This window comes from Bradyrhizobium huanghuaihaiense, assembly GCF_007830635.1.
GTDB classification, from domain to species: Bacteria; Pseudomonadota; Alphaproteobacteria; order Rhizobiales; family Xanthobacteraceae; genus Bradyrhizobium; species Bradyrhizobium huanghuaihaiense.
Map to the genome: position 1 here is coordinate 1 of NZ_VLLA01000096.1, position 1,533 is coordinate 1,533.

A 1,533-nucleotide genomic window follows, 5' to 3' on the forward strand; every position below is an offset into this window, starting at 1 on the left:
GGCGCTGTCCAAACAACCGGGGCCAGCTCTGTAGCACAGAGAGGTGAATCGTCATGTATGATCGAATCGGTGGCTCATCTACACGCACTAGCCAAACTGACGAACCGAGCCAGTCGGTGGATAGCGGCAGCTTTACAGAAACACTTGCAGATCTCGCGCCCCAGTGGAGCTCACGATCGGGGGAGTTGCCTGACAAGATGGGGGCCTGCTGCAGCAAGCCACATACCTTGGATGCAAACGTTCAAACCTCTAGCGCCTCCGAACCCAGTACATCCTCTCCAGAGAGTCCGGCCACCTCCTTGTTCGAATACAGAACGGCCGACCTGCGTGATGCGAATGTGGACGGCATCTGCGTCGGGCTGACTGCGGAGTGGTTCCGCAATCTTAGCAACAGCCCATCAACCCGAATGAGTGCGCTTACACCCGGATCGCAAACGCACGCCTCAGCGGCTGAACGGCAGCAGCAATATCAAGGTCTTAAGGATCAGTTACGAAGCAGGGGAGCAGGATCTTCTCAGGCCGACCTTCAGGCACAAAATACCATTTTGGAGGAAGCAGACTTGGAACCGGCTGGAGAAGAGAAGAGATTCGCATTCGGCAAGTCTTCGAACGTCAAGTCCATGGTGAACGAAATCAATGAAGACGGATCGAACCATTTACTCAGCTTGTATTTCGCTGAAGGCGGCGCCCACACAGTGGCGACGTCGGCCTCGAATGGAACGACCACGCTTTTCGACCCTAACTATGGAGAATTTACTGTTCGATCAGATCCTGACCAGATGGCTTCATTGTTACAAAGCCTCGCCAATCGTTACAGGAATCCCAACGGGCAGCATTTGTCGACAATCACGACGCAAAGGATGCAGTGAGTTGGGCCTTCAGGCCGCGGTGATTGACGCCTTCTGTGAAGGCGCGGATGCGTCGGCCGGCGCTTGCGTTCGGTCGCGGCGGGGGCAAATCTGCAGCGGATAGGCGGCTGCGTGCCGGCTTGCGATTGTGCCGGCATCGAAAGCGGGGGGGCGGCACCCCGCTATCCATGACGGTCGGCACAAATTGCAATTCTGTTTCGCAATGGCCGCCTGCGGTTTGCTCAACTGACGTCGCCAAGAAACAATTGCTGCGGCGACAATCCATGCCGTCCGCTATCGAACCACGCGCTTGATCCAGACCGACTGTGCGCAGAATATGACTTTCCACGACATCAACTTTGAAGCACGCAAAGCCGGCGCATCGATATTGGTCCAGCTGTGACTCTTACAAGCAGCTTCATCCTGAAAAGCCAAAGTCTTGATTGACAAGGCACCTTATCTTCGAACGGTGAAAGCGTCGGAGTTTTCCAAATTGCCAGGGTGCTCCCTGCAGGACCTGAGGGGCGCGACTCCAGCGATTGCGCCGCTGCGGGCGGCGCCACAGAATGCACCCCGGCGCTGGTCGCTAATCTAGGGTCCAGACTCAATTGAGCCAATATGCGACGAGAGCGGCGAGATGAACAGCGGCCAAAAAATTACGGGCGAGCTTGTCATATCGCGTGGC

The 1,533-nt window shown here is 56.3% G+C and carries 1 protein-coding gene and 1 pseudogene; one reads left to right on the plus strand and one right to left on the minus strand.

Going from position 1 to position 1,533, the window contains the following annotated elements:
* Nucleotides 1-53: 53 nt before the first annotated feature.
* Complete coding sequence (locus IQ16_RS44935; RefSeq protein ID WP_018642937.1) at nt 54-869, plus strand: YopT-type cysteine protease domain-containing protein; 816 nt, start codon at nt 54-56, stop codon at nt 867-869.
* A 583-nt stretch (nt 870-1,452) separates the two neighbouring features.
* Here the strand turns inward: IQ16_RS44935 and IQ16_RS44945 are convergent.
* Nucleotides 1,453-1,533: pseudogene (locus tag IQ16_RS44945) on the minus strand (IS5/IS1182 family transposase); the annotation flags it as partial.